The organism is Mesorhizobium sp. SEMIA396 (assembly GCF_024518615.1).
Classification (GTDB): domain Bacteria; phylum Pseudomonadota; class Alphaproteobacteria; order Rhizobiales; family Rhizobiaceae; genus Mesorhizobium.
The window spans coordinates 102,776-124,548 of sequence record NZ_JANIFC010000002.1 but is presented as its reverse complement, the minus strand read 5'-3'; the positions used below and the strand labels follow the sequence as shown (position 1 = coordinate 124,548).

The 21,773-nt window shown below is 63.2% G+C and carries 22 protein-coding genes, 2 pseudogenes and 1 riboswitch; of the genes and pseudogenes, 7 read left to right on the top strand and 17 right to left on the bottom strand.

What is annotated here, in order from left to right:
- Positions 1-24: 24 nt before the first annotated feature.
- The 4 genes from NP503_RS05555 to NP503_RS05540 form a co-directional block, all read right to left on the bottom strand.
- Positions 25-945, bottom strand: a complete 921-nt coding sequence (locus NP503_RS05555) for a pirin family protein (RefSeq protein ID WP_127270330.1) — start codon at positions 943-945, stop codon at positions 25-27.
- 39 nt (positions 946-984) lie between these two features.
- Positions 985-1,251: a DUF2277 domain-containing protein gene (locus NP503_RS05550; protein WP_127268719.1), complete on the bottom strand. Its 267-nt coding sequence runs from the start codon at positions 1,249-1,251 to the stop codon at positions 985-987.
- A gap of 110 nt (positions 1,252-1,361) precedes the next feature.
- Positions 1,362-1,613 (bottom strand): exodeoxyribonuclease VII small subunit, encoded by a 252-nt coding sequence (locus NP503_RS05545; RefSeq protein WP_127268720.1) that lies wholly within the window; start codon positions 1,611-1,613, stop codon positions 1,362-1,364.
- A gap of 3 nt (positions 1,614-1,616) precedes the next feature.
- The gene (locus NP503_RS05540) at positions 1,617-2,543 is read right to left on the bottom strand and encodes a histone deacetylase family protein (RefSeq protein WP_127270331.1); all 927 of its coding nucleotides are present in this window, start codon (positions 2,541-2,543) and stop codon (positions 1,617-1,619) included.
- A gap of 121 nt (positions 2,544-2,664) precedes the next feature.
- Positions 2,665-2,845: riboswitch (cobalamin riboswitch) on the top strand.
- A 2-nt stretch (positions 2,846-2,847) separates the two neighbouring features.
- Here NP503_RS05540 and bluB point away from each other — a divergent pair.
- Positions 2,848-3,522: pseudogene (gene bluB / locus NP503_RS05535) on the top strand (5,6-dimethylbenzimidazole synthase); the annotation flags it as partial.
- Positions 3,523-3,644: 122 nt separating this feature from the next.
- Here the strand turns inward: bluB and NP503_RS05530 are convergent.
- A pseudogene (locus NP503_RS05530) lies at positions 3,645-4,627 on the bottom strand (hypothetical protein).
- A 287-nt stretch (positions 4,628-4,914) separates the two neighbouring features.
- Positions 4,915-5,523, bottom strand: coding sequence for a TetR/AcrR family transcriptional regulator (locus tag NP503_RS05525; protein ID WP_127268181.1), 609 nt, complete (start codon positions 5,521-5,523; stop codon positions 4,915-4,917).
- Between the two features lie 121 nt (positions 5,524-5,644).
- On the opposite strand from NP503_RS05525, the gene NP503_RS05520 reads away from it, so the two are divergent.
- On the top strand, positions 5,645-6,868 hold the full coding sequence (locus NP503_RS05520; protein WP_127268180.1) for an MFS transporter: 1,224 nt from the start codon (positions 5,645-5,647) through the stop codon (positions 6,866-6,868).
- A 38-nt stretch (positions 6,869-6,906) separates the two neighbouring features.
- Here NP503_RS05520 and NP503_RS05515 read toward each other — a convergent pair whose 3' ends face one another.
- The 3 genes from NP503_RS05515 to aroC form a co-directional block, all read right to left on the bottom strand.
- Positions 6,907-7,449 (bottom strand): GNAT family N-acetyltransferase, encoded by a 543-nt coding sequence (locus tag NP503_RS05515; RefSeq protein WP_127268179.1) that lies wholly within the window; start codon positions 7,447-7,449, stop codon positions 6,907-6,909.
- A 33-nt stretch (positions 7,450-7,482) separates the two neighbouring features.
- Positions 7,483-8,583, bottom strand: coding sequence for a 3,4-dihydroxy-2-butanone-4-phosphate synthase (gene ribB / locus NP503_RS05510; RefSeq protein WP_127268178.1), 1,101 nt, complete (start codon positions 8,581-8,583; stop codon positions 7,483-7,485).
- 110 nt (positions 8,584-8,693) lie between these two features.
- The gene (aroC, locus tag NP503_RS05505; RefSeq protein WP_127268177.1) at positions 8,694-9,794 is read right to left on the bottom strand and encodes a chorismate synthase; all 1,101 of its coding nucleotides are present in this window, start codon (positions 9,792-9,794) and stop codon (positions 8,694-8,696) included.
- 178 nt (positions 9,795-9,972) lie between these two features.
- On the opposite strand from aroC, the gene NP503_RS05500 reads away from it, so the two are divergent.
- Complete coding sequence (locus tag NP503_RS05500; protein WP_027035965.1) at positions 9,973-10,233, top strand: DUF1344 domain-containing protein; 261 nt, start codon at positions 9,973-9,975, stop codon at positions 10,231-10,233.
- A gap of 167 nt (positions 10,234-10,400) precedes the next feature.
- Here NP503_RS05500 and NP503_RS05495 read toward each other — a convergent pair whose 3' ends face one another.
- The 4 genes from NP503_RS05495 to NP503_RS05480 all read right to left on the bottom strand — a co-directional run bounded on the left by NP503_RS05495 (position 10,401) and on the right by NP503_RS05480 (position 13,452).
- Positions 10,401-10,988, bottom strand: a complete 588-nt coding sequence (locus tag NP503_RS05495; RefSeq protein ID WP_127268176.1) for a histidine phosphatase family protein — start codon at positions 10,986-10,988, stop codon at positions 10,401-10,403.
- A 46-nt stretch (positions 10,989-11,034) separates the two neighbouring features.
- Positions 11,035-11,853 carry an enoyl-ACP reductase FabI gene (gene fabI, locus NP503_RS05490; protein ID WP_127268175.1) on the bottom strand — a complete coding sequence of 273 codons (819 nt, stop codon included), beginning with the start codon at positions 11,851-11,853 and terminating at the stop codon, positions 11,035-11,037.
- A 106-nt stretch (positions 11,854-11,959) separates the two neighbouring features.
- Complete coding sequence (locus NP503_RS05485; RefSeq protein ID WP_127270333.1) at positions 11,960-12,889, bottom strand: DnaJ C-terminal domain-containing protein; 930 nt, start codon at positions 12,887-12,889, stop codon at positions 11,960-11,962.
- Between the two features lie 101 nt (positions 12,890-12,990).
- A complete protein-coding gene (locus NP503_RS05480; protein ID WP_127270334.1) occupies positions 12,991-13,452 on the bottom strand; it encodes an RT0821/Lpp0805 family surface protein in 462 nt (153 codons plus the stop codon).
- Positions 13,453-13,529: 77 nt separating this feature from the next.
- Between NP503_RS05480 and pdxH the strand changes: the two genes are divergently transcribed.
- Positions 13,530-14,147: a pyridoxamine 5'-phosphate oxidase gene (pdxH, locus tag NP503_RS05475; RefSeq protein ID WP_127270335.1), complete on the top strand. Its 618-nt coding sequence runs from the start codon at positions 13,530-13,532 to the stop codon at positions 14,145-14,147.
- A gap of 3 nt (positions 14,148-14,150) precedes the next feature.
- Here pdxH and NP503_RS05470 read toward each other — a convergent pair whose 3' ends face one another.
- A complete protein-coding gene (locus tag NP503_RS05470; RefSeq protein WP_127270336.1) occupies positions 14,151-14,903 on the bottom strand; it encodes a crotonase/enoyl-CoA hydratase family protein in 753 nt (250 codons plus the stop codon).
- 20 nt (positions 14,904-14,923) lie between these two features.
- Positions 14,924-16,693, bottom strand: a complete 1,770-nt coding sequence (locus NP503_RS05465; protein ID WP_127270343.1) for an acyl-CoA dehydrogenase — start codon at positions 16,691-16,693, stop codon at positions 14,924-14,926.
- Between the two features lie 214 nt (positions 16,694-16,907).
- Here NP503_RS05465 and NP503_RS05460 point away from each other — a divergent pair, with 214 nt between their 5' ends.
- Both NP503_RS05460 and NP503_RS05455 read left to right on the top strand, forming a co-directional pair.
- Positions 16,908-17,126, top strand: coding sequence for a hypothetical protein (locus NP503_RS05460; RefSeq protein WP_013532811.1), 219 nt, complete (start codon positions 16,908-16,910; stop codon positions 17,124-17,126).
- Between the two features lie 246 nt (positions 17,127-17,372).
- Entirely contained in the window at positions 17,373-18,482 is a 1,110-nt protein-coding gene (locus NP503_RS05455) for a glycoside hydrolase family 25 protein (protein WP_127302114.1), read from the top strand.
- Positions 18,483-18,496: 14 nt separating this feature from the next.
- On the opposite strand, the gene purD is transcribed toward NP503_RS05455, so the two are convergent.
- Both purD and NP503_RS05445 read right to left on the bottom strand, forming a co-directional pair.
- Positions 18,497-19,774: a phosphoribosylamine--glycine ligase gene (gene purD, locus NP503_RS05450; protein ID WP_127270338.1), complete on the bottom strand. Its 1,278-nt coding sequence runs from the start codon at positions 19,772-19,774 to the stop codon at positions 18,497-18,499.
- A gap of 157 nt (positions 19,775-19,931) precedes the next feature.
- Positions 19,932-20,753: a phytanoyl-CoA dioxygenase family protein gene (locus tag NP503_RS05445; protein ID WP_127270339.1), complete on the bottom strand. Its 822-nt coding sequence runs from the start codon at positions 20,751-20,753 to the stop codon at positions 19,932-19,934.
- 89 nt (positions 20,754-20,842) lie between these two features.
- On the opposite strand from NP503_RS05445, the gene NP503_RS05440 reads away from it, so the two are divergent.
- Positions 20,843-21,754, top strand: a complete 912-nt coding sequence (locus tag NP503_RS05440) for a LysR family transcriptional regulator (protein ID WP_127270340.1) — start codon at positions 20,843-20,845, stop codon at positions 21,752-21,754.
- Positions 21,755-21,773: the final 19 nt, after the last annotated feature.

Sequence of the window (21,773 nt, the reverse complement as noted above, 5' to 3'; positions counted from 1 at the left end):
TCTGCCACTTTCCGGCGACGGGCATCAGCTTTCCGGCAGCGGGATGAACTCTTCCTCGTCTCCGGGAACGATGTCGAAGCGGCCCGCCTTCCATTCTTGCTTGGCCTGTTCGATGCGCTCCTTCGATGAGGAGACGAAATTCCACCAGATATAACGCTTCGAACCAAGAGAGGCGCCGCCGAACAGCATGAAATGCGCGCCGGTCAGCGACGACACGACGATCTCGTCACCGGGACGGAACACCAGCAGCCGTTCGGCTGGGAACACATCGCCCGAAATCGAGACCTCGCCCTCCAGCGTGTAAATGGCGCGTTCTTCCGCATCGGCCGGGATTTTCACGCTGGCGCCGGGCGCCAGGCGCAGGTCGGCGTAGAGCGTCTCCGAGTCGGCCCTGACCGGCGACCGCAACCCCTGGAAATCGCCGATGATGAGGCGCCCGTTGACGCCTTCGGCATCGATCTCGGGAAGCCTGAGCGCTCCTGTGTTCTCGAAAACCGGTGCCACCTCTTCCTTGTCGTCCGGCAGCGCCAGCCATGTCTGCAGACCGGATACCGACATCGGCGCGCCACGCAGTTCCTCCGGCGTACGCTCCGAATGGACGATGCCGCGGCCAGCGGTCATCAAATTCACGTCGCCGGGCTGAATGACCATTTCGGTGCCGAGTGAATCGCGGTGCCGGATCTTGCCGTCGAACAGATAGGTGACCGTCGACAGGCCGATATGCGGATGCGGACGGACGTCGAGCGCCTGGCCGGCCCGCAGGATGGCAGGACCCATGCGGTCGAAGAAGATGAACGGCCCGACCAGCCGCCTTTTTGCCGTCGGCAGGGCACGGCGCACCTGAAAACCGCCGATGTCCTTGGCGTTCGGAATGACCATCAATTCGATCTGGTCGCTGGCAAAGGCGTCGCCTGCCTCAGGGTCTTTCCCGGGGAAGAAGCTCATGGACTCTCCTTGTCGGCCGTCGAAGGCCGCCTGGCCGCGTCAGGCAAAGCGGATCGCCGCCTTTGCCCGCAGCTTGGCCGCCACCTCTTCGCGATTACGCGGATGCTGATGGGTTTCCAGGGAATCGAGCAGTTCGCGCGCCGAGGCCGCGATGGCTTCGACGGCATGGTCGAAGGCGTGCTGGTTCTGCTTCGAGGGTCGCGTCGTTCCGCTCAGCTTGCGGACGAACTGAAGAGCCGCGTCGCGCACCTCGTCAGGGGTTGCCGGCGGATCAAAATTGAACAGGGTCTTGATGTTTCTGCACATCGCTTCCGTATCTCCTCTTGTCCTTGAGCTGTTTCAATCGGGACGAGTTATATCCTCGATCATGATCATGTCCAAAAACCGGTGAGGCGAGCCTATGTTCGGACCGGGCCTCAATCCGCGTCGAGCGGCTCCGTTCCGACCGGCTTGCCGTCGCGCGACAGCCTGATCTTCTCGACCTTGTCCTCGGCGGCCTTCAGCAGCCGGTCGCAATGCGCCTTCAGCGCCTCGCCACGTTCATAGATCTTGATCGACTGGTCGAGCGGCACGTCGCCACGCTCCAGATCATCGACGATCTTCTCCAGCGCATCGAGTGCCTGCTCGAAGCTCATCGCCTTGACGTCTTCGTTGGTCTCATCGGCCATCATTCATCCTTTCATCAGTCGCCCGACATGGGCGGCGACCGAAAATGCCAATCCCTGCAGATCGTAGCCGCCCTCGAGCAGGCTGACGAGCCGGTTGCCGCTGTGGCGTGCCGCGCGCTGCATCAGTTGGCCGGTCGCCCAATCGAAATCATCCTCGGTCAGATTGATCTCGGCCAGCGGATCGCGGTGGTGCGCGTCGAACCCCGCCGAAATGATAATCAGGTCGGGCGCGAAATTGTCGAGCGCGGGCAGGACGCGCGACAGGAAGGCATCGCGAAACACCTCGCTGCCAGTCTGCGGCGCCAGCGGCGCGTTGACGATGTTGCCGGCGCCCGTTTCGTTCTTCGCTCCGGTGCCGGGATAAAGCGGCATCTGGTGTGTCGAGCAATAGAGCACCGACGGATCGTCCCAGAAAATGTCCTGCGTGCCATTGCCGTGATGCACGTCCCAGTCGACGATGGCAACGCGTTCGACACCGTGTTTCTTCTGCGCATAACGCGCCGCGATCGCCGCCGTGTTGAACAGGCAGAAGCCCATGGCCGTGGTCTTTTCGGCATGATGGCCGGGCGGCCGGGCGGCGACGAAGACGTTGTCGGCGCGGCCCGAAAAGACGTCATCGACGGCGGCGTTGGCGGCGCCGATCGCGGTGATCGCCGCTTGCCAGCTCTTCGGACTGGCAGTGGTGTCGGCATCGATGCGGGCAATCCCCTCGTCGGGAATGGCGGCGCGCACGCGGGCGACGAAATCGGCGGGATGCGCGTAGAGGATGGTGGCCTCGTCGCCTTCCGGCGCCTGGATACGATCGAGCCCGGCAAAGGCTTCCTCATCGAGCACGCGCTCGATGGCACGCAAGCGGTCGGGCCGCTCGGGATGTCCGGGCGGCGTGAGATGCTCGAGGAAGATCGGATGGGTGTAGAGACGGGTGGTCATCGTCCTAATCTAGTGACCCGGATCGACAAAGGCCATGCACGGGCGGCCGATGACTGGGGAAAATCGCGACTGCGTCCATTCGCGTCGCTGCAAGCATTGGCGTCCTCAGCACTTCGGCGTAAGGTTTTTGGTACTGCCTGGTGCCCGCCGCAAGCGGGAGAATCGGGAACACGGTTGAATTCCGTGGCGTGCCCAACGCTGTGAGGGGGACCGCGCCGGTAAATGCCACTGTCGATGACGGGAAGGCACCGGACGCGGGTTGATCCCGAGCCAGAAGACCGGCCTGGCAGGCATCGTCATCCGCATGGTCAGGCGGATGATATCAATTGCAATCGCAAGGGGACAAGCGATGCCGGAACACCTGACCGCTGCTGTTGGCGACGGATTTGACCAGAGTGCGCGCGATGCGGTCTATCGCGCCATGTTCACACGGCGCGACGTGCGCAGCCATTTCCTGCCCACCGCGATCGATGACGACGTGCTGGCGCGGCTGCTGCTTGCTGCCCATCACGCGCCATCGGTCGGCTTCATGCAGCCATGGAATTTCATTGTCATTCGTGACATCGAGCGACGGGCGGAGGTGCGCGACCTGTTCCTGGCCGCGCGCGAGCAGGAACTGCCGGCGATCGACGAAGAGCGGCAGGAACTCTACCGCAAGCTCAAGCTGGAAGGCATCTGCGAAAGCGCGCTCAACATCTGCATCACCTGCGACCGGCAGCGCTCGAAGGGTTCGCCGCTGGGACGCTGGCACAATCCGGAGATGGATCTCTACAGCACCGTCTGCGCGGTGCAGAATTTCTGGCTGGCCGCGCGTGCCGAGGGCGTCGGTGTAGGCTGGGTCAGCATCATCGAAGCGCAGGCGCTAAAGCGGCTGTTGGCCATTCCGGACCACGTAACGCCGATCGCCTATCTCTGCGTCGGCCGTGTTTCCGAGTTCGCTCCCAAACCGGACCTTGAAACGCATGGCTGGGGACGGCGGCTGCCGCTGCCGGAGCTGATCATGAGCGAGACCTTTTCCGGGCAAGGCGAGACACAGCTCAAATCCACCGTGGCGCGCCTCAACACCGTTTCTGCCTCACCAGACATCACCCGCCCGGCCGATCAGGGTGTGGCGCCGGCCGTAGCCCAGCGCGAACCGCCGAAGGAGGCGAGCGCCTTGTCCTTGAGCTCCCTGAACTTCGACGACGCCTCGGCCAGCCGGGCGTCCCAGGCCGGATCCGGCACCTGGCCCGCGATGGTCTTGAAATAGACCTGCATCAGGCAGGCGATGGCGAAGGGTTCAATGAATGCCGCCTTGAATGCCCAGGCGAAGACGATGGCGAGCACAAAAGCCCAGCCGGCGAGCTGGCCAGGCATCAGGAACAGAATCGCGCCGGCAGGCGCCAGCATCATCAGAAAGATGATGAACGACACGCCCCACATGATGACCGCCAGCCAGACGGCGTTCTTGACCATGACCTTGCCGTTCTGGGCATAGAGCACGACGCCCTGGCGCGCCGTCTCGAAGGGCGAGGCTGAATTGATGCGGATGTTGTAGCCGAGGATGATCTCGTCGACATAGGTCAGCGACAGGCGGATCACCGTGTTGATGAAGGAGACCAGGCCGCTCAGGCCCGGTATCGGCAGGAAGGCGGCGATGCCGCCGAGCAGGCCGGTGATGGCGCGGATGGCGCCCTTGACGAGTTGGTCGACGACGAAAAGGATGTTGGCCTCGGCGAAACGCTGGGTCACGATATCCCTGGCATAGGCGATCTGGTCCTGACGCCGGGAATGTCGCGGCCGTCGATCAGATGAACCATGACGGCGATGTGGCCGGCCTTGACGACATAGAGGATGTATTCGCGGATCCAATACACAGCGATCGAGACGAGGCCAAACCCGACCACGCCGCCCCACAGGGCAAAGGACATGGGCCCGTCGGGATCAGTGGAGATATGGCCGACGCCATAGCCGACCGAGGCGCCGGTGCCCGTCGCCATAATGTAGGCCAGCGTGATGCCGAAATAGACGATCATGCGAAAGACGATGAACGGCCAGGTCCGCATCATGATGGACACCGACCGGCCGATCTCAAAATCCCACATGTGCCCCGAATCTCCGCCTCAGAGATGGTGGAAGAGGATGGACTCAACCCGGCGATTGTCAATTGCCGGCCCTGACGCCAAAGGGCAACGAATTCGGGCTAACGGGTTTCTTCGGAGCCTTCGCCGGCGCGTAGGCTGACGGAGCATCAAACGAAAAACCCGCCTGTGCGGCGGGTCACTGGCGCAAATCAGCACCATGGACGAATATGTACCTTAGCTGAGGTCACCGAGTCAAGAAAAAATTCCTATCGGGAACAGCTGCCGGCACGAAAGCTCCGGTGGGAACTTCAATTCGACTGCGGGTCCGGCTTCTTGAGCAGGCCTTCGAGCAGTTGCTTGAACGCCGTCACCACCTTCTTCGACGTCGCTTCGGGGTCGCTCGAATTGGCGATCCGTTGCGCTGCCTGGCTGCTCGCTCCGTTGATCAGTCGCGAGGCCGTCTCGGGGTCGAGGCTGGAGACAACGACCCCCTCCTCCTGCAGCGCGGTCAGATGGTCGGTCATTGAAGCGATGCACGCACTGCAATTCGGCCATTGCGCTGGATCCCCCAGCACGGCCGGGCCATCCCGGAACATGATGCGCTGGATTTCCGGCTCCAGCGCCATCTCGATATAGGTCGAGCACTCGTCGACGAAATGCTGCCAACGGGTCGGCGCTCTCGACGCGACCTCATTGATGCGCGCCGCCATCTCGCCGTCAATCTGGGCTATGACCGCCTGCAGCAGCCCCTTTTTGTCGCCGAAATGATGATAGAGCGCGCCGCGCGTCAGCCCGGCCGAAGCGGTGAAATCATCCATCGAGGCTTCCGCATAGCCTGTTGTGCCGAAGGCATGACGGGCCGCCGCGATCAGCTTGGCGCGCGTCTCGGCGATCATCTCCTTGCGGGGTCTGTGCATGGCTTCTGGCCCTATTCACATACGCAACGTATGCCAATTGACATACGCGACGTATGGTCTATTTAATGATCATACGCTCCGTATGTAATTGTCCAATCGTCCTTTGTCGAGGAACCAACCGATGCAAAATCCCTACGCGGAAATCTTTCGTGCCCCGGGAGCCAAGGGCTTTGCGGCCGCCGGCTTCATGGCGCGCCTGCCGATCGCCATGGCGCCCATCGGCATCGTGGCGATGCTGTCGCAGACGCGTGGCGAATACTGGCTGGCCGGAGCCGTCTCGGCGACATACGCGCTGGCCAACGCCTTCGTCGCGCCGCAGATATCGAGACTGGTGGACCGCCTGGGCCAGACACGAATCGTGGTGCCCACCACCATCATCGCGGTGCTGGCTTTCGCGGTCCTGATAGCGGCGGCCAACCAGGACTGGCCGGTTTGGACTCTGTTCGTATCGGCACTGCTGGCCGCCGCCATGCCAAGCATACCGGCGATGGTGCGCGCGCGCTGGACGGAGATTTTCCGGGGGCGGCCGCAGATGAACACCGCATTCGCCTTCGAGTCCGTGGCCGATGAACTGGTCTATATCGCCGGGGCATCGCTATCGGTCGGCCTGAGTGCCGCCCTGTTCCCGGAAGCCGGCGTTCTGGTGAGCACATTATTTCTCGCATTCGGATCAGCGGCCTTCATCCTGCAACGCTCGACCGAGCCCCGGGTGCGGCCGGTCGACCATAACTCAAGCGGCTCGGCGATCCGCCTGCGGCCGGTTCAGATCATCACCCTCGCCCTGATCTTCATCGGCGCAACCTTCGCGACGACGGAAGTGACCACCGTGGCGATCACCAAGGAGCTTGGCCAACCGGGCGCCGCCAGCCTCGTCATCGGCGTTTATGCGCTGGGATCGTTCGTGCTCGGCATCATCGTCGGCGCGCTCAGCCTGAAGGCGCCGCTGAAACGCCAGCTGGCCATCGCAGTCGCCCTCGTCGCGCTCGGCACGCTGTTGCCGCTCACCGCCGACACCGTGCCACTGCTGGCGCTGACCGTGTTCATCAGCGGTGTGGCGATCTCGCCGACCTTCATCACCGCGTTCGGCCTGATCGAGCGGCATGTGCCGGAAGCGATGCTGACCGAAGGCATCACCTGGGTCATGACCGGCATCGGCATCGGCATGGCGCTGGGCTCGTTCGCGGCCGGCGCGATGGTGGATGCGTTCGGCGCCAAGAGCGGGTTCTGGGTGTCGGTGGCTTCAGGCACGATCGCACTGGCCACGGTGCTGCTCGGCCAACGCAGCCTTGCCACGACTGAGTGCGAGATGGACGGATGCGAAGCAGCCGCGATTGCCGCGGAATAGTTCCGGCGCGTCCGGGCTTTAGGACCGGGCGCGCCGCTCTAGGCGGCCGGGCCTGAAATATTGGCTTTTCCCGGGTGCGCCAATGCCAAAAGTATCGTTGGCGCCCCGCGCAGCATCACCTCTTTTTCGAAGGCGAAGCCACATTTCTCCAGCACCCGTCGCGAGGCCGGATTGGCGGGGCGGACGAGGCCGACAACCCGATCGGCACGCAAGGGGCCGAACGCGGTGCGCAGTGCTTCCATCACCAATTCCGTGGCATAGCCATGTCCCCAGGCCGCCGGATGAAGATGATGGGACAGGTTCAGACCGTCGAAATCCGCCGATACCGTGACGCCGCCGAAGCCGATCAACTTTCCATCCGCCTCGACTGCCCAGCGGCCAAAGCCGTGCTTGTCCCAATGACCGATGTCGCGCCTCAGCCGCGCGGCGCTCTGCTGGGCTCTATCCGGAACAGGGTCGGGTCGATGCGCAACAAGCTCCCCGCGCGAAAAGAGATCGATCAGGAAATCCAGATCAGCCTCTGCCGGGCGGCGCAGCAAAAGCCGCTCGCTGCGCTGGCTGGAAGGCAGGGGCGCATTCATCCGTCTTCTCCGGCAACCGGATCGGCGGGAGGCTCAGAGGATCTCGGTCTTGGCGATGTGGATGCCAAAACCTTCGAGGCCGACATAGTGGCGTTCGCGCGAGGCGATCAGGTTGATCGAGGAGATGCCGAGATCCTTGAGGATCTGCGCGCCGAGCCCGATCTCGCGCCACTCGTTTTCGCGGCGGCGGGCCTCTTCGTGATCCTCGCGGTCGCCGCTTGCCGGTCGTTTGCGCTCCTGATGCGCAACGCCGACGGAGCCTTCTCTGAGATAGACGATGACGCCGCGCCTGCGCTCGCCCATTGCCTTCATAATGGCGTCGAGCCGGTGGCTGGTGCCGAACACATCGGTCACCACATCCTCCGAATGCAGGCGCACCGGGACCTCCTCGCCGTCACGAATGTCGCCGAAGACGATGGCGACGTGGTGCATGGAGTCCCACGGCAGCGTGTAGGTGAAGACCTGTGCCTTGCCGCCGAGCGTGTCGATTTCCGAGCAAGCGACGCGTTCGACCAGAGTTTCCTTACGTTGCCGGTAGGCGATGAGGTCGGCAACCGAAACCTGCTTCAGCCCATGCTCCTCGGCGAAAGCCTGCACCTGCGGGCCGCGCTTGACGGTGCCGTCATCATTGACCAGCTCGGAAATGACGCCGACCGGCGGCAGGCCGGCGAGCTTGCACAGATCGACCGCTGCTTCGGTATGGCCGGAGCGCATCAGCACGCCGCCTTCGCGCGCGATCAGCGGGAAGATGTGGCCGGGGCGGACGAAATCCGAGCCACCGACATTGCCGTTGGCAAGATTTCGAACGGTCAAAGTGCGATCTTCGGCCGAGATGCCCGTCGTGGTGCCATGCTTGAAATCGACGCTGACGGTGAAAGCGGTGGTATGGGCGGAATCGTTGTCGGCGACCATCGGCGCAAGGTTCAGCCGCTTGGCTTCTTCGCGCGGCATCGGCGTGCAGACGATGCCGGAGGTGTGGCGCACGATGAACGCCATCTTTTCGGGCGTGCAGTGGACGGCGGCAACGATCAGGTCGCCTTCGTTCTCGCGCCCGTCATCATCCATGACGACGACGATCTCGCCGCGTTCGAAAGCACGCAGGGCTTCGACGATCTTCTTCTGGTCGTAAGGCATAAGTGCTCGCTTTGCTCGCAGGGAATAAGGGAGTAGGGCAGTACGGGAGTAGGGAAAAGCAAAAAGATTTGGCCGGCCGCGCTAAGAGCGCAACATATTCCCTTATTCCCCTATTCCCTTCCCGTCTGTCCCCGATGCCGCAGATAGTGGTCGGCGATCGCACAGGCAACCATTGCTTCGCCGATCGGCACGGCGCGGATGCCGACGCATGGGTCGTGGCGACCCTTGGTCATGATCTCGACGTCCCTGCCGTCCTTGTCGATCGACTTTCGCGGCGTCAGGATCGAGGAGGTCGGCTTGACGGCGAAACGAGCGACGATCGCCTGGCCGGTCGAGATGCCACCGAGGATGCCGCCCGCATTGTTGGACAGGAACACCGGCTTGCCGTCATTGCCGATGCGCATCTCGTCGGCATTCTGCTCGCCGGTGATACGGGCGGCCTCGAAGCCGTTGCCGATCTCGACGCCCTTGACCGCGTTGATCGACATCAGGCCGGAGGCGATGTCCTGATCGAGCTTGGCATAGATCGGCGCGCCGAGGCCTGGCGGAACGCCGTCGGCGACGATTTCGATCACCGCCCCGACCGAGGAGCCCGCCTTGCGGATGCCGTCGAGATACTGGGTGAAGACGGGTACGGAGGCCGGATCGGGGGTGAAGAACGGATTTTCGGCATCGCCGATGAAATTCCAGTTCCAGTTGGCGCGGTCTATGGATTTTTCGCCCATCGACACCAGCGCGCCGCGCACCACAACGCCCGGAACCACCTTGCGCGCCAAGGCACCGGCCGCCACCCTGGCTGCCGTCTCGCGGGCCGAGGAGCGGCCGCCGCCGCGATAATCGCGCACGCCGTATTTGACCTCATAGGTGTAGTCGGCATGGCCCGGCCGGTATTGGCGGGCGATCTCGCCATAATCCTTTGAACGTTGGTCGACATTCTCGATCAGCATCGACACCGGCGTGCCGGTGGTGATCATCGTCTCGCCGTCCTCGTCGAAGATGAAGCCGGACAGCACCTTCACTTCATCCGGTTCGCGACGCTGCGTGACGAAACGTGATTGCCCCGGCCGGCGCTTGTCGAGTTCGGCCTGGATGTCTGCTCGAGTGAAGCGGATGCCGGGCGGACAGCCGTCGACCACGCAACCGAGCGACGGGCCATGGCTTTCGCCCCAGGTGGTGACGCGGAAAAGGTGGCCGAACGTGTTGTGAGACATGAAATGACCCTGCCCGGCATCGGAGCCGGCTGAAGATTGCGTTCTATTGGCGTTTTTCACAGGGGTCAAACTGTGATCTGGCGGATTTAGTTTTGACACATTCGGTTGGTTTCTGCTCTGCTCCATCCGCCGTTGAACGCCCGCCGCCATGCCGGCGCAATGATAAAGAGGAACGATCATGCGTACCCTGATTGGCGCCATTGCCGCCACGCTGCTGCTTTCCACCGCCGCTTTCGCCGGCCAGACCGAAGGCCTGATCAAGAAGATCGACAAGGATACGGCGACGCTGACGCTGGATGACGGCAAGTCCTACAAGCTGAACGCCGAGACCGATCTCGACGCGCTGAAGCCGGGCATGGACATCGTCATCGCCTACGATGTGACCAATGGCGAAAACATCGTCACCGACATGGAACTGCCGGACAGCTCTGCCAACTAGAGCTTCCAACCTCAATTGAATGCTGTGTTTGCGGTTCAGCTTTCGCCGAGCCGCCTGCCAATGGCCTAAAGCGTGTCGCGTCTGAACGGATTCAGGCGACCCGCTTTAGGTCTTTGTTTTATGCATGTCGTTCTCCCAAAACCGGGGTCACTTTTGGGCGACATGCATTAAAGCCACTCCAGACTCTTGCCTTCGAGCTTGAGCAGGCGATCCTGCGGTATTTCCAGGTTCGCGGCCTCGTCCTCGGCCAGCCCCAGAACGAAGCGAAACAAGGTGCGCATGACGCCGCCATGGGTCACGCATATCGTCTGGCGTTCGATCGCGTCGAAGCATGGCCTCACCCGTTCGAGCAGCATCTGATAGCTCTCCGCACCTTCGCCGGGCGGCTGAAAGTTCCACTTGTCCAGAGCACGCGTCATGCTCGCTCCGGGATATCCTGTCTCGAGCTCGGGAAAGGTAAATCCCTGCCAATCGCCGAAATTGACTTCGACGAGGCGCGGATCGGTTCGATAGGCATCCGGATCGAGCTTCATCGCGGCGCGAATACGCTGCATCGTTTCGCGCGTCCGTTTCATCGGACTGGCGAGGAAATCGAATTCCCAGGGATTTGGGACCAACGCGGCTAGCCGAAGCCCGTTGCCGGTCGCCTGTTCGCGGCCAAGAGCGTTGAGATCGGTATCGGCCTGCCCCTGAAGTCGCATTTCGGCGTTCCACGCGGTCTGGCCGTGGCGCGCGATATAAACCAGCGGGTACATCAGGTCTTCCGGTGCGGGATCGGGACGGACGACGGTTGGCCGGGCGTTAGTCCTTGACCGTCGAAATATCAGGCGCGTCGACCGCCTTCATGCCGACGACGTGGTAGCCCGAATCGACGTGATGCACTTCACCGGTGACGCCGCGCGACAGGTCGGACAGGAAATAGACGCCGGAATCGCCGACTTCCTCCTGCGTGACCGTCTGCTTCAGCGGCGAATTGTACTCGTTCCACTTCAGGATGTAGCGGAAATCGCCGATGCCGGAGGCGGCCAACGTCTTGATCGGGCCGGCCGAGATGGCGTTGACGCGGATCTTCTTGGCGCCGAGGTCGACCGCCAGGTAGCGCACGCTGGCCTCGAGCGCCGCCTTGGCGACACCCATGACGTTGTAGTGCGGCATCACTTTTTCGGCGCCGTAGTAGGTCAGCGTCAGCAACGAGCCGCCATCGGTCATCAGCGCCTCGGCGCGCTTGGCTATGGTGGTGAAGGAATAGACCGAAATGTCCATGGTGCGCAGGAAATTGTCGCGCGTCGTCTCGACATAGCGGCCGGTCAGTTCATCCTTGTCGGAGAAGGCGATGGCGTGGACGAGGAAATCAAGCTTGCCCCAGTGCCTGGCGACATTGGCGAAAACCTCGTCCAGGCTCGCCGGATCGGTGACGTCGCAATGGCCGGCGACAAAGGCGCCCAGTTCCGCCGCCAGCGGCTCGACGCGCTTCTTGAACGCCTCGCCCTGATAGGTCAGCGCGATCTCGGCGCCATGGTCGACGCACGACTTGGCGATGCCATAGGCGATCGACCTATTGTTGGCGACGCCAAGAATGAGGCCGCGCTTGCCGGCCATTAGGCCCTGTCCACCCGCCATGTGAGCGCTCTCCGCAAGATTTCAGCTTTGTGGGTTGCCCTATCGCACAGGCACAGAGCCCCTTCAAGCGTCCAAACCGGACAGTTCGGGGGACAAAAGCCGCCGATCAGCCTTTTTGGCCGCGCAACAGCGCTTCGAGCGCGCTGTCGCCGCCTTCCGGCAGCATGATACGCACATGAGCGTAGAGATCGCCGTGGCCGCCGGCCTTTTCCGGCAGGCCTCTGCCCTTCAGCCGCAGGACCTTGTCGGAGCTCGACCAGGCCGGAATGTTGACCGCGAGCCTGCCGGTCGGCGTCTCGACCGGCACCTTGGCGCCGAGCACCGCATCCGCCAGTACCACCGGTAGATCGGCGTGCAGGTCGCGGCCCTCGATGCGGTAGCGTGGATGTCGGCGCAGATGGATCTTGACCAGCGCGTCGCCTGGCTGGCCTGGCCCCTGCTCGCCTTGGCCCTTGAGGCGGATGGTCTGACCATCCTCGACATAGGCCGGCAGCTTGACCGCCACCTTGCGGCCGTCGGGGAACATCGCCGTCACCTTTTCGGCGGTCGCCGCTTCCTCGATGGTGATATCGAGCGTCACGTTCAGATCGGCTGCTGTCGCCTGCTGGCGGCGATCGCCCGTGCCGGGACCGCGCGCGCCCGAAAAAGTGTCGCCAAAAATCTGGCTGAAGATGTCGCTGTTGCCGTCGAACGGATCGCCACCCGGTCGGCCGGAGCGGAATTCGAACCGCGAACCGCCCGGACCCTGTTGCCGACGAAAGCCGCCAAAGGGATCGCCGCCACCGGCAGCGCCTTCAAAGCCCTGGAATCGCGGCTTGCCGTCGGCGTCGATCTCGCCGCGATCGAAAGCGGCGCGATTCTTTTCGTCGCCGACGATCTCGTAGGCCTGGTTGGCCGCGGCAAAACGGTCCTTCGCCTTGGGATCATTCGGATTCTGGTCCGGATGATGCTTCTTGGCGAGTTTCCGATACGCCGACTTTATGTCCTTGGCCGATGCGTTCCTGGCAACGCCCAGCACCTCATAGGGGTCGCGCATGTGCTTACTGCCCTGGAGTAGAGTTGAGTCTCTTGTGCCACCTATATGCGCTCGCATAGGAAGAAATTCCAGTGCTGGAGCAGCATATCAGACGCGGAAAATCAGAGCGCCTTGAAGTCCTGCATGCGCCAGCCGCCGGCGCTGGCCAGGCACAGTTCGCCTTCGAACATGGCAACGCCGTCAAAGCTTTCGCGCGAGGCCTTGAAGCGGCGGCAGGTCTGGCCGTTGTCCTTCAATTCCGCCAGATCGGTGATGGAACCGCGCGAGCCGGTGCCGGCATTGGCCCACGGCACGGCCTGCCCGCCGAGTTGCTCGATGTCGGCCGAGGAAACCGCATTGCCGATCGTCGTCTGGTCGGAGTCGCGATCCAAATTGGCCGGCGCGGCCGAAGCAGACGTGCTGCTGGTCAGGATCGAGCGGTCGACTTCGGCTTTTTCCAGGCTGAAGCCGCCGGCGCCACACGCGGCAAGCGGCAAGGCGAGCGCCACGATCGCGGCTTTCGCGCTGGCCGAAGCGATAACGCTCCATTGCCTGCTGTCAAAAGCTTGCGCGATACGCGACAATCGGCAGCCTCCCCCTTGCTTCGTAAAGAATCTTGGTTTTGTAAGAATCTTGGCTTCGTGACAATTTGAGAAAAACTATGAGTGACACTGAGTTAACAAGCGGTGACTTTACCGAGGCTGCCGAACCGTTTCGCCTCTTTGCCGCATGGCTGGACGACGCCACGAAAAGCGAGCCGAACGACCCCAACGGCGTGGCTCTGGCGACCGTCGATGCCGACGGCATGCCGGATGTGCGTATGGTGTTGCTCAAGGGGTTCGATGAAAGCGGGTTTGTCTTCTACACGAATTTCGAGAGCGCCAAGGGCCAGGAGATTCTTGGCAGCATGAAGGCGGCGATGTGTTTCCATTGGAAGTCGCTGCGCCGCCAGGTGCGCATTCGCGGACCGGTGGAGATCGTCAGCGACGCCGAAGCCGACGCCTACTATGCGACACGGCCGCGCGGCAGCCGCATCGGCGCCTGGGCTTCGAAACAATCGCGGCCGCTGGAAAGCCGCTTTGCGCTGGAGAAAGCGGTGGCGGAATACACGGCACGCTATCCGATCGGCGAGATCCCGCGGCCAAAGCACTGGTCCGGCTTCCGCATCGTGCCCAGCACCATCGAGTTCTGGCACGACAGGCCGTTCCGCCTGCACGACCGGCTCGTTTTTACGCGCAGTGCGAAGGACGGCTGGGACAAGACACGGCTTTATCCCTGAGGCTCAGGCCTTCTTTCTCGTCATGAACGCGGTGAGCGCGGCGCGCGCCTCATCGGACTTCAGCCGCTCGCGAAAATGCTCGCTTTCCACGCCGATGCGGGCGACGAGATCGTCGCGCGAACCACGCATCAGGTTGCGCGCGATCTTCAGCGCCTGTGGTGGCTTGGCGGCGATCTGGCCGGCTGCCGCCAATACCGAAGCCTCCAGCGCTGCTTCCTCGACCACCTCGTAGATCAGGCCGGCGGCCTTGGCGCGCTCGGCCGAAAAACCCTCGCCAAGACCGAGCAGCGCGAAAGCGGCTTGCTGGCCCAGAATGCGCGGTGCCAGCAGGCTCGATCCCGCTTCAGGCACAAGGCCCAGGTCGACGAAAGGCGTCCTGAACACGGTGCGTGGCGTGGCGAAAGTCAGGTCGCAATGCAGGTTGAGCGTCGTGCCGATGCCGACCGCGATGCCGTCGACGCCGGAGACCATGGGTTTTTCGACCTTGGCCAGCGCCATCAGGAAATCCCAGACTTCGGTGCCGCCGTCGCCGCCGGTGGCGACGACCATGAAGTCGGCAAGGTCGTTGCCGGAGGAGAAGGCGCCGGGCACGCCGAGAAAGACATGGACGCGGATGGCCGGGTCGGCGTCGCCCTCGGCCAGGGTTTTTGACATTTTCGCATACATGGAGCGCGTCAGCGCGTTCTTCTTGTCCGGCCGATTCATGCGGATGATCTGGATGGCGCCCTGGCGCTCGACGAGGATATGGTCTGTCACGGTGTTTTCCTTGTGAAACGTCAGGCAGAGACGAGCGTCTTGCCGGCAGCGGCGAGGCTTTCGGCGCCATCAATGACGCGCGCCCTCAAGGCGCTGACCTCGCCGAGCAGGTTTTCGGCAAAGAAACGGCAAAGCGCTATGCGGTTGTGATCGGCAAGAGCACCGCGCGCCAGATAGGCGCCGCCGGCGGCAAGCGAGATCAGCCTGAGATAGGGCGTGGCGCCTGCCAGCGCCTCTTCCGATCGGCCATCGGCCGTCAGTTTTTGCAGGAAGCGGGTCGCTTCGCTGAGATCGCCAAGTGCCGCGTCGAGAGCGGCGGCGGTGCGGCCGAAACCCTGCATGTTCGAGGTCCGCACCGCTGCGGCCATATCAGCCAGTTCGGCGATGTAACCATGCACATGGTCGCCACCGCCGAGCGGCAGCTTGCGCATCACCAGATCGATCGCCTGGATACCGTTGGTGCCCTCGTAAATCGGGGCGATGCGCGCATCGCGATAGAAGGCGGCCGCTCCCGTCTCCTCGATGAAGCCCATGCCGCCATGAACCTGGAGGCCGAGCGAGGCAACCTCGACGCCGATATCGGTCGAGAACGCCTTGGCCAGCGGCGTCAGCAGATTGGCGCGATCGCGCCAGTATGCCGCCTCGTCACCGGCGGAGACACGGGCCATGTCGATGGCGTGGGCACAGGAATAGCTGATGGCGCGTGCGGTCTGGGTCAGCGCCTTCATGGTCAACAGGTTACGCTGGACATCGGGGTGATGGACGATAGGCGCCATACCCGTGCCAGTGTAGCTCGCGGCCTTGCCCTGCCGGCGCTCATTGGCATAGGCGATCGCCTTCTGCGTTGCGGCTTCCGCGACCGCCACCCCCTGCATGCCGACACAAAGCCGCGCATTGTTCATCATGGTGAACATGCAGGCGAGCCCCTTGTTCTCCTCGCCGATCAGCCAGCCGACGGCGCCGGGCTTGGCGCCTCCAAAGCCGTCGCCATAGATCATGGTGCAGGTCGGCGAGGCATGGATTCCGAGTTTATGCTCAAGTCCGGAACAGAAGACGTCGTTGCGGGCACCGAGCGCGCCATCGTCGCCAACCAGGAATTTCGGCACCAGGAACAACGATATGCCGCGCGTGCCGGCCGGCGCATCGGGCAGCCTTGCCAGCACGAGATGGATGATGTTGTCGGTGAAATCGTGCTCGCCATAGGTGATGAAGATTTTTTGGCCGAAGATGCGATAGCTGCCGTCACCCGCCGGCTCGGCGCGGGCGCGCAAGGCGGCGAGATCCGAGCCGGCTTGCGGCTCGGTCAGGTTCATCGTGCCCATCCACTCGCCGGAGACGAGCTTTTCGAGATATTTGGCCTTGAGGTCTTCGGAGGCGTGTTTGTCGAGCGCCTCGACCGCGCCCATGGTCAGCGTCGGGCCGATGCCGAAGGCCATGGCGGCGGAGTTCCACATTTCGAGCGCGGCCACGCCGAGCATGGTCGGCAGCGCCTGGCCGCCATATTCCTCAGGCCCCGAGAGCGCATTCCAGCCGCCATCGATCCAGCGGCGATAGAGTTCCTTCCAGCCGGGCGGCGTGGTGACGGCGCCGCCTTTCAGCACCGCACCCTGCCGATCGCCGATCGTGTAGAGCGGTGCGACCTCTTCGGTGGCGAAACGGCCGGCCTCACCCAGAACGGCATCGACCAGGTCCTCGCCGAGATCGCCGAAGGTGCCGGCATCGAGCGCCGACTTCATGCCGGCCACGTGCTTGAGCGTGAAGGCGATATCCTCGACCGGTGCCCTATACATGCCGCCCACTCCTCCTGATTGCATCGGCCTGCCCAACCCTAGAACCGGTGCCGCTGCAAAACCACCCGCCGTATCAGCGGTCTCCCATCTTCTTTTTACGTAAACGTCAAATTTTGTCACGCGGATTTTGCAATCGCGGCGGCGCGTATTAAGTTCAACCCATGCCGGATCAAGTCGACCGGCGATGGATCAGACCAGCCAACCGGAACCGCCTATGCTTGCCAGACCCGACGCCTACCGCTGCATCGAATGCGGCCTGCCCTATCGAGCGGAGGGGTTCTGCTACCATGGGGGCAGACTGGACCATGGTGCCGCCTACTGGTCGGATCGCGGCATTTTGTGCTCGCCGCAATGCTCGCTCGCCCACCACCGCAAACGCGCCGCCGAAGGCACGCTGCGGCAAGAGCCGGCGCCTGACCCGTTTGAATTCTAGCGGCTGATGCGTGGCCAGCTTTTCTGAGGCCAGCCCCGAAAGCACTTCCTTAACCATAGCCGTTCAGGATTTGTTTTTGGTCAACGGGGATTCCCTGTTTTGAAAAGGACGGCGCACCTCCTTCGCCGCTTGAAGAGTGTCGTACCGACACCCTTCAAGCCTCTGTTTCCTGCGCATGTCGTTGCCCCAAAACCGCTGCACACTTTTGGCCGGCATGCGCTGGCGATCCTCGCTCTTGCGGCGACGATGGCGCTTTCGACGGCGGCAACGGCCTCGGATTTCTCCGAGCCGTGGAAGAACGCCGACCGCGCTCTGGTCGTCGATGCCTACGAATATAATTCCATCGACTGGGCCCAGCTCGCCACCGACAAGCGGATCGTGGGCTTCATCAACAAGGCCTCCGACGGCGTGCCGCCCCCCTATTTCTGCTTGGGCAACGACATTGAGGTGAAGCTTTGCAAGGCGCTGTGGAAACGCCATGCGGTGACGCGCGAACTGTTCCAGACGCGCCGGGTGGTGGCCAAGGCACTCGGCCTGAAATGGGGCGCCTATCACCTTGCCCGTCCCGGCAATCCGGTCGAGCAGGCCAACAATTTCCTCGATTTCGCCGAGCCTGCGCCGGACGATCTCATGGCTCTCGACATCGAGGGCAATGACCCCTCGCAATGGATGTCGCTCGACGATGCCGAGGAGTTCGTACGCCAGGTGCATCGGCGCATCGGCCGCTTCCCGGTGCTGTACACCAACGGCAAGACCGCCCAGCATATTGCCGACAACAGGTACCGATACCGGCTCCTGTCGCGGCTGCCGCTCTGGTATGCGCGCTACACCAAGGACATCGACGTGCATTTTCCGATGGGCAACTGGCAAGGCTACGCACTGTGGCAGTTTTCGGCGCAAGCCAATTGCGGCCGTTTCCGCTGCCCTTACAGGGTTGCCGGCACGCCTAACGACATAGACGTGAATGTCGCGCCGACAGACGCCGCCACGCTGCGCGCGCAATGGCCGTTCGGTGGGCTTATCGACGTGCCGCCGGACTATCTCGCCTCGATACCGCTACCGGTTTCACGCGAGGCCGGCCTCGCCGGCAATGTCACCATCACCTATGCGTCTGTGGCCGCGCCGCCGACTCTCGAGGACATGGTTACAGCGTTGGGCACACGCTGGTCCCGTTTCCGCGACGGCTTCCGCATGCCAGTCGTGAAGACGGTGCCGCGACGGCCAAGCTTCGGCATTGTCCAATATGTCGCCTGGAAGCGGACCGAACGGCGTTCACCCGCACAACTCGACGCTGCCTTTGCCGTGTCCGATCCACTCAGCACCGCTTCCACCGAACTCGATCGCGGCCAGCGGTGAGCCAATGCGGAACTTCAGGTTCCCTGTTCGCGCGCTACGGCCTGCCAGCCGATATCGCGGCGGCAGAACCCGTCCGGCCAATCGATGCGGTCAAGCGCGGCATAGGCTCGTTTCTGTGCCTCGCCGACCGTGGCGCCTGATGCCGTCACGTTGAGGACGCGGCCGCCATTGGCAACCAGCGCGCCGCCATTGATGGCGGTACCGGCGTGGAAGATCTGGACGCCGTCGCTCGCCGCGTCTTCGACGCCGCGGATGACCGAGCCTTTTTCCGGCGTGCCGGGATAGCCTCTCGCCGCCATTACTACGGTGAGCGCGGCCTCGTCGCGCCAGCGCACCGAAGTATGCGCAAGCTGGCCGTCGGTCGCCGCGTTGAGCAGGACCAGCAGATCATCCTTCAGCCGCATCATCAGCACCTGGCATTCCGGATCGCCAAAACGGGTGTTGTATTCGATCAGCTTCGGTCCCTTGTCGGTGATCATCAGCCCGGCAAACAGCACGCCGGAGAACGGCGCCCCCAGTTCGGCCATGCCGCGCATGGTCGGCTCGATGATCTCGCGCATGGTGCGCGCGACCAGTTCCGGCGTCATCACCGGTGCCGGCGAATAGGCGCCCATGCCACCGGTGTTGGGACCGGTGTCGCCGTCGCCGACGCGCTTGTGGTCCTGCGCGGTACCGAAGGGCAGTGCGGTGGTGCCGTCGCAGAGGCAGAAGAAACTCGCCTCCTCGCCGGTCATGAACTCCTCGACCACAACTTCCGCGCCAGCGGCGCCGAAGGAACCGTCGAAGCAGGCATCGAGTGCTGCCTGTGCTTCACTGGGCGTCATGGCGACGGTGACGCCCTTGCCGGCAGCGAGCCCGTCGGCCTTGATGACGATCGGTGCTCCGGTCTTTTCGACATAGGCCTTGGCCGAGGCCAGGTCACTGAAACGGCCATAGGCGGCGGTCGGGATGTTGTAGCGGGCGCAGAGATCCTTGGTGAAACCTTTCGATCCTTCCAGCTGTGCGGCAGCCTTGGAGGGTCCGAAGACGCGAATGCCTTGCGCGCGCAGATCGTCGGCAATGCCGACGACCAGCGGCCCCTCCGGGCCGACCACGACGAGGTCGATTTTTTTCTCCCGGCAGAACGCGGCCACGGCGGCATGGTCGGCTAAATCCAGCTTCACCAGCTCAGCCTCGCTGCCGATGCCCGGATTGCCGGGAGCCGCATAGAGCTTTGTCAGCAGCGGTGATGCGGCGATCTTCCAGGCGAGCGCATGTTCGCGGCCGCCGGAGCCGAGAAGAAGAACGTTCATGGCCACCTCTTGATGCCGACTATCCGTTAGAGCACCCGCTATTGCTCTCTGGGCGACGGGTCAAGGCATCCGGGCGCATTGATGGGAATTGCGCACGGGAACGTTACCCCAGCCGAAAATCGGCGGCGCACATCGGCGTCGATTTTCTGGCCTCGCTTCAGCCCTGGTAGACCACCGGAAACCAGTCCTCGCGCAGCCTCTCGCCCGGCTGCATGCCGTGGCCATGATAGGGCGGCGAGGTGCGGCCCGGCCGCTCGACATAGCGCGCATCGTCACCCACCCAGCGCAGCGACAGCGCCCGGCGCCGCGCCGCGGTCAGGTTGCCGCGCGCGCCATGCGCGGTCCTGAAGTCGAACAGGATGGCGTCGCCCGGCTCCATTTCCCATTCGAGCACCTTCATCGACGGATCCTTGTCGGGATCTGGCACCGGCAGATAGTCGCCCTCGCCGGCATAGAAATTGCTGTCGTCGAGCCAGCGCACCGGCAGGATCATCTTGTCCCATTTGTGCGAGCCGGCGATCAGGCGCAGCGTCGCTTCCTTCACCGGGTCGATGGGGATCCAGAAGCTCACCGTCTGTTGGCCATCGACGAAATAGTAGGGGATGTCCTGATGCCAGGGCGTCGGCTTCTGCGTGCCGGGTTCCTTGACCAGCACATGATCGTGGAAGAACTGCGCGGTGCGCGACTGCATCACCGCTGCCGCCAGTTCGGCGGCGGGCGAACCCCGCACCACGCTGACGAATTCGGGAATGCGCTCCCAGTTGCAGTAGTCGTCGAAGAAACTGCCGCGACCGTTGGCGATGTCGGATGCGGTGGCGCTGCGGTTCTGGATGTTGCGCTCGATGCCGGCGGCGATCGTGTCGACCCAGCCCTTGAAGGCGCCGCGAATGCAGACAGCGCCGTCGCGCTGATAGTCGGCGATCGTCTTTGCATCGATGGTTTGGGCGTCGATTGTCTGGGTGTCGGTTGCGGAAGCCATGGCGTTCTCCTCTTGGAATGAACCGACTATCGCAACCCTCGTTCATTCAGTAAAATAATAACTTTCCATTTGATACATAGGACTATCCTATGAATGTGACCCTCACCCAATTGCGTTATCTTGTTGCCGTGGCGCGTCACGGCAGCGTCACCGGAGCGGCAAAGATGCTGAACGTTTCGCAGCCGTCGATCTCGGTGGCCATTGACGCGGTCGAAAAGAATTTCGGCCAGAAGCTGTTCGTCCGCCAGCGCGGAAGCGGCGTGTCGCCGACATCGTTCGGCCGCGCCGTCGTGGCCAAGGCAAGGCAGGTTCTCACCGAAACGGAAGAACTCGTCGGCCTGGGTTCAAGCAAATCGGCTGTCAGCGGTGAGTTGGTGCTGGGATGCTTCGAGGATTTGGCGCCTTTCTTCGCGCCGGCTTTGATCCGCGCCTTCTCCGAACGCTATCCGGCCGTCAAAATCGTCGTTCGCGACGAGACGTTCGAGACTCTGGGACGACGGCTGGGAGATGCGGCCATCGATCTCGGCCTGACTTATGATCTCAGCCTGCCGACGCATTTCGCCCGCATCCTGCTGCGCGAACTTCGTCCACACGCGCTGTTGCCGGCAGGCCATGCCCTGGCGGACCGCCCAACGGTCAGCCTTGCCGATCTGGCCGCCTATCCGCTGATCACGACGGATCAGCCGCACAGTTGGCAGCACATGCTCGACCTGTTCCGCAGCCGCGGCCTCTCGCCGGTGGCCGATACGACGACAAGCTCGTTCGAACTGCAGCGTAGCATGGTCGCCAACGGCTTCGGCGTCGCGGTCAGCTATACCCGCCCGCACGGCGACCGCAGCTATGACGGCCTGCCGCTTATCTGCAAGCCGCTGTCCGATCCGCTGCCCATGCAGCGGATCCTGCTGACCTATGACACGCATCAGCGTGTGTCGAATGCAGCGCTGGCCTTCGTCGAGGTGGCCAGGGACTGGTTCGCCACCCGCGACATCTTTGCCTCGTGAAAGGCTGACAGGCGCCGCG

Bases quoted from the DNA above. Each gene is read 5' to 3' on its own strand.
- NP503_RS05555 (WP_127270330.1), bottom strand. From the start codon at position 945: ATGAGCTTCTTCCCCGGGAAAGACCCTGAGGCAGGCGACGCCTTTGCC.
- NP503_RS05550 (WP_127268719.1), bottom strand. From the start codon at position 1,251: ATGTGCAGAAACATCAAGACCCTGTTCAATTTTGATCCGCCGGCAACC.
- NP503_RS05545 (WP_127268720.1), bottom strand. From the start codon at position 1,613: ATGGCCGATGAGACCAACGAAGACGTCAAGGCGATGAGCTTCGAGCAG.
- NP503_RS05540 (WP_127270331.1), bottom strand. From the start codon at position 2,543: ATGACCACCCGTCTCTACACCCATCCGATCTTCCTCGAGCATCTCACG.
- NP503_RS05525 (WP_127268181.1), bottom strand. From the start codon at position 5,523: ATGCACAGACCCCGCAAGGAGATGATCGCCGAGACGCGCGCCAAGCTG.
- NP503_RS05520 (WP_127268180.1), top strand. From the start codon at position 5,645: ATGCAAAATCCCTACGCGGAAATCTTTCGTGCCCCGGGAGCCAAGGGC.
- NP503_RS05515 (WP_127268179.1), bottom strand. From the start codon at position 7,449: ATGAATGCGCCCCTGCCTTCCAGCCAGCGCAGCGAGCGGCTTTTGCTG.
- ribB (WP_127268178.1), bottom strand. From the start codon at position 8,583: ATGCCTTACGACCAGAAGAAGATCGTCGAAGCCCTGCGTGCTTTCGAA.
- aroC (WP_127268177.1), bottom strand. From the start codon at position 9,794: ATGTCTCACAACACGTTCGGCCACCTTTTCCGCGTCACCACCTGGGGC.
- NP503_RS05500 (WP_027035965.1), top strand. From the start codon at position 9,973: ATGCGTACCCTGATTGGCGCCATTGCCGCCACGCTGCTGCTTTCCACC.
- NP503_RS05495 (WP_127268176.1), bottom strand. From the start codon at position 10,988: ATGTACCCGCTGGTTTATATCGCGCGCCACGGCCAGACCGCGTGGAAC.
- fabI (WP_127268175.1), bottom strand. From the start codon at position 11,853: ATGGCGGGTGGACAGGGCCTAATGGCCGGCAAGCGCGGCCTCATTCTT.
- NP503_RS05485 (WP_127270333.1), bottom strand. From the start codon at position 12,889: ATGCGCGACCCCTATGAGGTGCTGGGCGTTGCCAGGAACGCATCGGCC.
- pdxH (WP_127270335.1), top strand. From the start codon at position 13,530: ATGAGTGACACTGAGTTAACAAGCGGTGACTTTACCGAGGCTGCCGAA.
- NP503_RS05465 (WP_127270343.1), bottom strand. From the start codon at position 16,693: ATGTATAGGGCACCGGTCGAGGATATCGCCTTCACGCTCAAGCACGTG.
- NP503_RS05460 (WP_013532811.1), top strand. From the start codon at position 16,908: ATGCTTGCCAGACCCGACGCCTACCGCTGCATCGAATGCGGCCTGCCC.
- NP503_RS05455 (WP_127302114.1), top strand. From the start codon at position 17,373: ATGGCGCTTTCGACGGCGGCAACGGCCTCGGATTTCTCCGAGCCGTGG.
- purD (WP_127270338.1), bottom strand. From the start codon at position 19,774: ATGAACGTTCTTCTTCTCGGCTCCGGCGGCCGCGAACATGCGCTCGCC.
- NP503_RS05445 (WP_127270339.1), bottom strand. From the start codon at position 20,753: ATGGCTTCCGCAACCGACACCCAGACAATCGACGCCCAAACCATCGAT.
- NP503_RS05440 (WP_127270340.1), top strand. From the start codon at position 20,843: ATGAATGTGACCCTCACCCAATTGCGTTATCTTGTTGCCGTGGCGCGT.